Genomic DNA, 8,587 nt, shown 5'->3' with positions numbered 1-8,587 from the left:
TCGCGCAGGGCCGCCGCGGTGGGGTTCACGTCCGGGTCCGCGCCGAACCAGGCGAGCACGGCCCGAGCCCCGTCGCCGACCTCGGCCGGGGCGCCGTCGTCGTGGGCGTCCGGGGACGCGTCCGCCGAGGCGGGCGCGGTGAGCCGGTCGAACCGGACGCCGCCCTCGGTGAGGGTGCCGGGCTTGTCCAGGCAGACGGTGTCCACGCGGGCCAGGACCTCCACGGCGGGCTGCTCCTGGATGAGGACCTCCTGCTGGGCCAGCTTGAGCGCGGACACGGCGAACGCGATGGTCGTCATGAGCGCCAGGCCCTGCGGGATCATGCTGGTCACCGCCGCCACGGACGCGATCAGCGCGGGCTCCAGGGCGGCCTCGCGCGGCTGGGAGAGGGCGAGGGACCAGCCGCCGACCGCCGTCATCTGGCCGTGCACGATCACCGCGATGATCGGCACCAGGGCGATCGTCAGCCAGCGGGCCACCTTCTCCAGGGCGCCGCGCAGCTCCGAGTGGATGGCGGAGTAGCGGCGGGCCTCGGCGCTGAGCCGGGCCGCGTGCGAGGCCGAGCCCACCGCCGTCGCGCGCACCAGGCCCGCGCCGGCCACGACGGCCGAGCCCGAGAGCACGGCGTCCCCGGGGGTCTTGGGCACGGGGTCGTTCTCCCCGGTGAGCAGCGCCTCGTCCATGTCCAGGCCGTCCGAGACGAGGACCTCGCCGTCCACGGGCACCTGGTCGCCGCGGCGCAGCACCACGACGTCGTCCCGCACGATCCGCGCCATCGGCAGGGGCACGCGCGCCCCGTCCCGGATGACGACGACGTCGTCCTGGTGCAGCAGCGCGATCCGGTCCAGCTTCCGCTTGGCCGAGTACTCCTGGACCACGCCGATCACCACGTTGGCCACGGCCGCCAGCGAGAACAGCAGGTCCAGCCAGCGGCCCATCAGGATCACGACGACGGCGCACAGCGCGATCGCCAGGTTGAACAGCGTGAACACGTGCACGCGCAGGATCTGCCCCAGCGAGCGGGACGTGTCCCGCGACTGGACGTTGACCAGGCCCGCGGCCTCCCGCTCGGCGACCTCGGCGGCGGTGAGCCCGGTGATCCCCGCCGCGCCGGTGAACCCCAGGCCCGTCCCGCTCTCGGGGGCGGACGGGTGCGCGGACGCAGGGGAGGGGGAGGCCATGGCACAGAATCTACCCAGCCGGCGTGGGGCCGGGCATCCGACGAGGGGATGAACCCGGGTGCGACCGCAGGCGGGACCGCGGGTGGGGCGGGCTCACTCGCCGGCCTGGCCGTCGATCCCCTCGCGCAGCAGGTCGGCGTGGCCGGCGTGGCGGCCGTACTCCTCGATCATGTGGGTGAGGATCCACCGCAGCGAGACCGGGTCCCGCCCCTCCCGGATCCGGTGGGCGCGGGCCAGGGCCGCGGCGCCGTCGTCGCCGTCCGCCGCGAGCAGGTCCACCACGATCTGCCGGGACCGCTCCACCTGGCCCTGCCAGAGGGCGCGCAGGTCCGCCGCGGAGTCCTGCGCCGCGCTGTGCCAGTCCCAGTCGGGGTCCGCGTCGAAGTCCGCGCCCACCCAGGGCGTCGAGGTGGGCTCGCCGAGGGCGACGGCCTCGAACCACCAGAACTCGACGAACGCGAGGTGCTTGAGCAGGCCGCCGAGCGTCATCGCGGACGGGTGCCCCGGCAGGCGGCGGTGCAGCGCGGCCGTGTCCAGGTCCGCCGTCTTCCACTCGATCGTGGCGCGCAGGAAGTCGAGGAAGCCCAGCAGGGTGGCGGCCTCGCCCGCGGCGAAGGGCGGCTCGGGGCGGCCCTGGTCGTCGTAGAACACGGTGGTCATGGCGGCCAGGCTACGCCCCACCCGCGTTTTCGTTCGGGAAACGGCGCGTCCGGGGACGGGGCGGGGGCGGGTGGGAGCGGGGCGCCAGCGGACCTGGAACGTGTGCAGTCGCTCTGAGCCTGAAAAGTGCGCCCATACCGACCGCAGGCGTTCCCGGAAGGGGCGGGCCGGCGTCGTGGCCTGCCGGACGAGATGCACGACGCCGCCGCGGTGGGCGGCGATCCTGCTCACCGCGGCGGATCCACCACGAGTCGCACCCGCGGGCTCCGTTGCTCGGCGGCGGCCTCCTGGGTCTCGGCGATCCGGCGCCAGATGCGGTCCGCCGACGGGTCGACCATCAGGTGCCCCATCTGCCGGATGACGGTGCCGAACACGGACGTCGGCATGCTGCGCCGCGGGGCGAAGCCGGACCGGCGCAGGCGCTCGGTCTGTTCCGTGGTCAGGTCCACGAGGCGCTCCAGCAGGGACTCGGTCCCCCCGCCGGCCTCCAGCAGCGAGCGGCGCACGTAGGCCCCCACCACCGGGTGGTCGGCCAGCAGGTCCGCGAACGCCGCGTCGCGGGCCGCGGACACCTCCTGTGGGGTGCCCACGAGCGGGACCTCGTCGAGGGTCGCGGCGATCAGGCGCAGCACGTCGTCGTCGACGGCGCGGGTCAGCCCCGCCTTGCTGCCGAAGTGGTGCCGCACCAGCCCGGGGGCGACGCCGGCCCGTTGCGCTATCTCGCGGACGCTGGCCATCTCGACCCCCCGCTCGGCATACAGCTCGAGGGCCGCCAGGCGCAGGCGCGCGGGGGAGGAGAGATCGTCCTGATCGAAGGGCAGGGGGGTGTTCATCGGGTCCTCGGGGCTGGGTCGGCGGATGGGATGGCCCGTGGTCGGGAGATGAGGATGCGGGGGCTCGCTGAACCCTACGGCAGGGATCGAAACGCCCCCCGCACCCTTCTTGCACGCTAGTGCAACATCGTGCTTGAGTGTGCAACATCAGCTCAGTGAGGCATGTCACAGACGACTGCCGCCCGCCTCCGCGACCACCACACCTCCCAGGGGGACCCATGCAGACCACCGACACCGTCCTCGGCACCCCGTCCACCATGGGCGACGACGAGCAGCTCACCACCACTCGCCTCCTGCGGGACGCCGCCCGGACCTTCGGGGATCAGCAGATCATCCACACCCGCGGCGGCGGCTCCCCGTGGCAGACCACCACCTACGCGGCCGTGTGGGAGCGGGTGCGCCGCATGGCCGCGGCCCTGCGCGCCGAGGGCGTCGGGCCGGGGGACCGGGTCGGCCTGCTGCTGTGGAACGACGTCCGCCACCTCGAGTCCTACTTCTCCGTCCCGCTGCTGGGCGCGACCATGGTGCAGCTCAACCTGCGCCTGGCGCCCACGGACCTGGCCTACGTGATCACCCACGCGCAGGTGGGGACGATCGTCGTGGACGAGACCCTCCTGGAGCTCGCCGCCGCGCTCGAACCGCACCTGCCCGGGGGCATCCGCTGGATCGTGGCCGGCGACGGCGAGCTCCCCGCCGACTGGGCCGGTCGCGACGACGTCCTGTCCTATGAGGCCCTCCTCGACGGGCACGAGCCGCTCGAGACAGCGGACCTGCCGAACGTGAGTGAGCGCTCCGCCTCCGGCGCCTGCTACACCACGGGCACCACCGGCCGCCCCAAGGGCGTCTTCTACTCGCACCGGGCCACCTGGCTGCACGCGCACGCCGTGGTGTCCACCCTGGGCATGACCATGGCGGACACCGCCCTGCTGCTGACCCCCATGTTCCACGCGCAGTGCTGGGGCCTGCCGTTCGCCGCCGTCGCCGTGGGCGCGCGCCTGGTGCTGCCGGGCCGGTTCAACCTCACGGACACCCCGTGGCTGACCTCCACCCTCGTGGACCACGGCGTCACCGTGGCCCCGGCCGCCCCCGCGATCCTCATGCCGATGCTCCACCACCTCCGCACCCTCGAGACGCCCCCACGCATGGACGGCGTGCGCCTGCTGTGCGGCGCGACCGAGCCCCCCGTGGCCATGATGCGCGGCTTCGACGAGCTCACCGGCGCGGAGGTCATCCACGCCTACGGCGCCACGGAGACCTCGCCCATCGTCTCCCTCAACCGCATGAAGCCGAGCCTCATGGACACCCTCTCCGAGGATGAGCGGTGGAACCTCAAGCGGTTCCAGGGCCTCGTCGTCGTCGGGGTGGACGTGAAGATCACCGACCCCCTGGGCGAGCTGCTGCCGCCCGGCGAGGAGAACGTGGGCGAGATCCGCCTGCGCGGGCCCTGGGTGACCACCTCCTACGCGGACAACGCCGAGGCCACCGAGGCCGGCTTCGACGACGAGGGCTACTGGCGATCCGGGGACCTGGGCTACCTCTCCCCGGAGGGCTACCTCAAGGTCACCGACCGCCTGAAGGACGTGGTCAAGTCCGGTGGCGAGTGGATCTCCTCGATCGACCTGGAGAACCACATCATGACCGTCCCCGGGGTCCGCGACGCCGCCGTGATCGGCGTCCCCCACCCCCAGTGGGAGGAGCGTCCTCTGGCCCTCGTGGTGCGGGACGAGGACTCCGGTGTCGACCAGGACGCCGTCCTCGCCGCACTCGCCGAGCGCTTCGCCACCTGGCAGCTGCCCGACGAGGTCCGCTTCGTGACGGAGATCGACCGGACCGGCGTCGGGAAGGTCAACAAGCGCAAGCTGCGCGCCGACTACGCCGACGCCCTCACCTCCGGCCGCTGACCGGCCCGCCACCTCCCCAGACCCACCCCGACCCCAGGAGACCCCGTGACCCAGGACGCCTTCCTCTACGACGCCCTCCGCACGCCGCGCGGTGCCGGCAAGCCCTCCGGCTCCCTCCACGAGGTCAAGCCGATCGACCTCGTCGTCGGCCTGACCCACGCCCTGCGCGACCGCCATGAGGGGCTCGACCCCGCCGACATCGAGGACATGATCCTCGGCTGCGTCAGCCCGGTGGGCGACCAGGGCGCGGTCCTGCCCCGCGTGGCCGCCCTCAAGGCGGGCCTGCCGCAGACCGTGGCCGGCGTGCAGCTGAACCGGTTCTGCGCCTCCGGGCTCGAGGCCGTGAACCAGGCCGCCGCCCGCATCCGCTCCGGCTGGGAGTCCCTGCTCGTGGCCGGCGGCGTGGAGTCCATGTCCCGCGTGCCCATGGGCTCCGACGGCGGCGCGTGGGCCATGGACCCGGCCACCTCCCTGGCCACCGACTTCATCCCGCAGGGCGTCTCCGCGGACCTGATCGCCACCCGCGAGGGCTTCAGCCGCGCAGAGCTGGACAGCTTCGCCGCGCAGAGCCACCGCCGTGCTGCGGCGGCGTGGCAGGAGGGCCGGTTCGCCCGCTCCGTGGTCCCGGTGACGGACATGAACGGGATGACCGTGCTGGACCGGGACGAGACCATCCGCCCCGACTCGACCGTGGAGACCCTGGCCAAGCTCAAGCCCTCCTTCGAGGCGCTGGGCCGGGAGGCGGGCTTCGACGCCGTGGCGCTGGAGAAGTACAGCTCGCTCGCGGAGATCGAGCACCTGCACCACCCCGGCAACTCCTCGGGCATCGTCGACGGCGCCGCACTGACGCTGATCGGCTCCGAGGAGGCCGGCCGGCGGGCCGGGATGAGCCCGCGGGCCCGGATCGTCTCCGCCGCCGTCGTCGGCTCCGAGCCCACCATCATGCTCACCGGCCCCACCCCGGCGTGCCGCAAGGCCCTCGAGGTGGCCGGCATGACCGCCGCGGACATCGACCTCGTGGAGATCAACGAGGCGTTCGCGGCCGTGCCGCTGCTGCTGATGAAGGAGATGGGCTGGACCGAGGAGCAGACCAACGTCAACGGCGGCGCGATCGCCATGGGCCACCCCCTGGGCGCCACCGGCGCCATGATCCTCGGCACCCTCGTGGACGAACTCGAGCGGCGCGACCTGCGGACCGGCATCGCCACGCTCTGCATCGGCGCCGGCATGGGCGTCGCCACCATCGTCGAGCGCGTCTGAGCGCCCCACCCACCCGACCGACCAGCACGGCAGGAAGAGCACCGGCATGAGTGAGCACATGATCACCTGGGACCAGGACACCGACGGCGTCGTCACGCTGACCATGGACGACCCGCAGGCGCGGGTCAACACGATGAACGAGCGGTACCAGGACGCGATGGACGCCGTCGTGGACCGCCTGGAGGCGGAACGGGACACGGTGACCGGCGTCGTCCTGACCAGCGCGAAGAAGACCTTCTTCGCCGGCGGCGACCTGGACTCCCTGGCCCAGGCCGGCCCCGAGGACGTGGAGTCCGTGTTCGCGCTGACGCAGCGGGTCAAGGGCCAGCTGCGCCGCCTCGAGACCCTCGGCCGCCCCGTGGTCGCCGCGATCAACGGCACCGCGCTCGGCGGCGGCCTGGAGATCGCGCTGGCCTGCCACCGGCGCATCGCCGTGGACGACCCGGGGCTGAAGGTCGGCCTCCCGGAGGTCACCCTGGGCCTGCTGCCCGGAGGCGGCGGCATCACCCGCCTGGTGCGCATGGTGGGCGTGGAGCGCGCCCTGATGGACTGGCTGCTGCAGGGCACCGCCCGCGACGCCCGGGCCGCGATGGAGAAGGGGATCCTCGACGAGGTCGTGACCGACCCCGCGGACCTGGTGCCCGCCGCCAAGCGCTGGATCCTGGAGCACCGCGACGACGCCGACGCCGCCGCGAAGCCCTGGGACGTCAAGGGCTTCAGGATCCCCGGCGGCACCCCCGCCCAGGCCTCCTTCGCCTCCCGCCTGCCCGCGTTCGCCGCCACCCTGCGCCGGCAGCTCCACGGCGCGGACCTGCCCGCCCCGAAGGCGATCCTCAGCGCCGCGGTGGAGGGCTCGCAGGTGGACTTCGACACCGCCTCGCGCATCGAGACCCGGTACTTCGTGTCCCTCGTGACGGGCCACACCTCCTCCGCCATGATCCAGGCGTTCCACTCGGACATGCAGGCGCTGCGCTCCGGCGCGGCCCTGGGCGGTCCCTCCCGCGAGCGCAGCACGATCACCACGGCGGCGGTGCTGGGCGCCGGGATGATGGGCGTGGGCATCGCCCACGCGCTCGCGCTCAACGGCGTGGACGTGATGCTCAAGGACGTCAGCCTGGAGGCCGCCGAGCGCGGCCGTGAGCGGGTGGGCGCCCTCCTCGAGGGGCGCGTGGCGAAGGGGCGCATGAGCCGCGAGGACGCCGACGCCGTCCTGGCCCGCGTGCAGCCCACCGAGGACTATCAGGACCTCGCGCACGTGGACGCGGTGATCGAGGCCGTGTTCGAGGACGTCGAGCTCAAGGACTCGGTGTTCGCCGAGGTGGAGAAGGTGGTCGGCCCGGACACCCTGCTGTGCAGCAACACCTCCACGCTGCCGATCACCCTGCTGCAGGGCCCGCGGGAGCGCTCCCAGGACTTCATCGGCCTGCACTTCTTCTCCCCGGTGGACCGGATGAAGCTCGTGGAGATCATCCGTGGTGAGCAGACCTCCCCGCGCACGGTGGAGCGCGCCTACGACCTGGTGCAGCAGATCCGCAAGCTGCCCATCCTGGTCAACGACGGGCGCGGCTTCTACACCTCCCGCGTCTACGGCACGCTCGTGCTCGAGGCCGCGGCCCTCGTGGAGGAGGGCGTGGACGCGCAGCGGATCGAGCGGGCGGCCCGCCACGCCGGCTTCCCGGCCTCCCCGCTGGCCATGATGGACGAGGTCTCCCTGACCCTGATCCAGCACATCCGCCGCGAGGAGGAGAAGGCCGTCGCCGAGGCCGGCGGTGAGCGTCCGGTGCGTCCGGGCGAGCGCGTGGTGGAGCGCATGGTGGACGAGTTCGGCCGCCCGGGCCGCGCTCAGGGCGCCGGCTTCTACGAGTACCCGGAACAGGGCCCCAAGCACCTGTGGCCAGGCCTGGCCGAGCACTTCGCCACCGGGGCGGACGTGCCCGAGCAGGACCTGCAGGACCGCCTGCTGTACCGCATGGCCATCGAGACGGCCCGCTGCTTCGACGACGGCGTCCTCACCGACGCCCCCTCGGCGAACCTCGGCGGCGTGTTCGGCATCGGCTTCCCGCCGCACACCGGTGGGCCAGTGACGTTCATGACGCACCGCGAGGGCGGACCGGCCGCGTTCGTGGCCCGCGCCGACGAGCTGGCCGACCGCTACGGCGAGCGGTTCCGTCCCGGCGGCACCCTCCGGCAGCTGGCCGAGCGAGGCGAGGGGCCGGGCCGATGAGCGCCGCACCGCTGGCCGGGGTGCGCGTGGTGACCATCGCGCTGAACCTGCCCGGGCCCGTCGCCGCGGCCCGCCTGCAGGAGCTGGGCGCCGACATCGTCACGGTGCTCCCGCCCAGCGGGGACCCCGTGGCCACCCTGGTGCCGGCCCTCTACGAGGAGCTGCACCGCGGGCAGTCGGTGCGCACCGTGGACATGAAGTCCCAGGCCGGGGCTGCCGAGATGGAGCAGATCCTGGCCGAGGCGGACGTGTTCCTCACCTCCCACCGCTCCGGGGCGCTGCGCCGGCTGGGCCTGGACGCCGACGCCGTCCGCGCCCGCCACCGGCGGATCTGCCAGGTGGACATCACCGGATACGACGGGGACCGCACGGACGTGCCAGGCCATGACATCAACTACCAGGCCGCGGCGGGCCTGCTGGCGCCGGGGGCTCCACCGCGGATCCTCGCGGCGGATCTGCACGGTGCCGAGCGGGCCGTCTCCGCCGCGCTGGCCCTGCTGTGGGCCCGCGGCGCGGACGGGGACGGCG

7 protein-coding genes are annotated in these 8,587 nt (G+C 73.6%); 4 read left to right on the top strand and 3 right to left on the bottom strand.

Annotated elements, in window-relative coordinates; genetic code table 11:
• The 3 genes from HMPREF3105_RS06930 to HMPREF3105_RS06920 all read right to left on the bottom strand — a co-directional run.
• Positions 1-1,181: HAD-IC family P-type ATPase (locus HMPREF3105_RS06930; RefSeq protein WP_141762451.1), on the bottom strand; the 1,181-nt coding region annotated here is incomplete at its 3' end.
• 93 nt (positions 1,182-1,274) lie between these two features.
• Positions 1,275-1,841, bottom strand: a complete 567-nt coding sequence (locus HMPREF3105_RS06925) for a DinB family protein (protein WP_041104677.1) — start codon at positions 1,839-1,841, stop codon at positions 1,275-1,277.
• 227 nt (positions 1,842-2,068) lie between these two features.
• Positions 2,069-2,674, bottom strand: a complete 606-nt coding sequence (locus HMPREF3105_RS06920; protein WP_036313866.1) for a TetR/AcrR family transcriptional regulator — start codon at positions 2,672-2,674, stop codon at positions 2,069-2,071.
• Between the two features lie 218 nt (positions 2,675-2,892).
• On the opposite strand from HMPREF3105_RS06920, the gene HMPREF3105_RS06915 reads away from it, so the two are divergent.
• The 4 genes from HMPREF3105_RS06915 to HMPREF3105_RS06900 all read left to right on the top strand — a co-directional run.
• Positions 2,893-4,575 carry a long-chain-fatty-acid--CoA ligase gene (locus HMPREF3105_RS06915; RefSeq protein WP_036313870.1) on the top strand — a complete coding sequence of 561 codons (1,683 nt, stop codon included), beginning with the start codon at positions 2,893-2,895 and terminating at the stop codon, positions 4,573-4,575.
• Positions 4,576-4,620: 45 nt separating this feature from the next.
• Complete coding sequence (locus HMPREF3105_RS06910; RefSeq protein ID WP_069941808.1) at positions 4,621-5,835, top strand: acetyl-CoA C-acetyltransferase; 1,215 nt, start codon at positions 4,621-4,623, stop codon at positions 5,833-5,835.
• A gap of 46 nt (positions 5,836-5,881) precedes the next feature.
• Positions 5,882-8,059 (top strand): 3-hydroxyacyl-CoA dehydrogenase NAD-binding domain-containing protein, encoded by a 2,178-nt coding sequence (locus HMPREF3105_RS06905; protein WP_070709039.1) that lies wholly within the window; start codon positions 5,882-5,884, stop codon positions 8,057-8,059.
• On the top strand, positions 8,056-8,587 hold a 532-nt coding region (locus HMPREF3105_RS06900; protein WP_141762450.1), incomplete at its 3' end, for a CoA transferase. The genes HMPREF3105_RS06905 and HMPREF3105_RS06900, both read left to right, overlap by 4 nt.

It is taken from the genome of Micrococcus sp. HMSC31B01 (assembly GCF_001816085.1).
Classification (GTDB): Bacteria; Actinomycetota; Actinomycetes; order Actinomycetales; family Micrococcaceae; genus Micrococcus; species Micrococcus luteus.
This window is presented reverse-complemented; position numbering and strand designations above follow the sequence as displayed.

What these genes read in the sequence shown, in the direction of transcription:
- HMPREF3105_RS06925 (WP_041104677.1), bottom strand. Translation starts at nt 1,841, where the DNA reads ATGACCACCGTGTTCTACGACGACCAGGGCCGCCCCGAGCCGCCCTTC.
- HMPREF3105_RS06920 (WP_036313866.1), bottom strand. Translation starts at nt 2,674, where the DNA reads ATGAACACCCCCCTGCCCTTCGATCAGGACGATCTCTCCTCCCCCGCG.
- HMPREF3105_RS06915 (WP_036313870.1), top strand. Translation starts at nt 2,893, where the DNA reads ATGCAGACCACCGACACCGTCCTCGGCACCCCGTCCACCATGGGCGAC.
- HMPREF3105_RS06905 (WP_070709039.1), top strand. Translation starts at nt 5,882, where the DNA reads ATGAGTGAGCACATGATCACCTGGGACCAGGACACCGACGGCGTCGTC.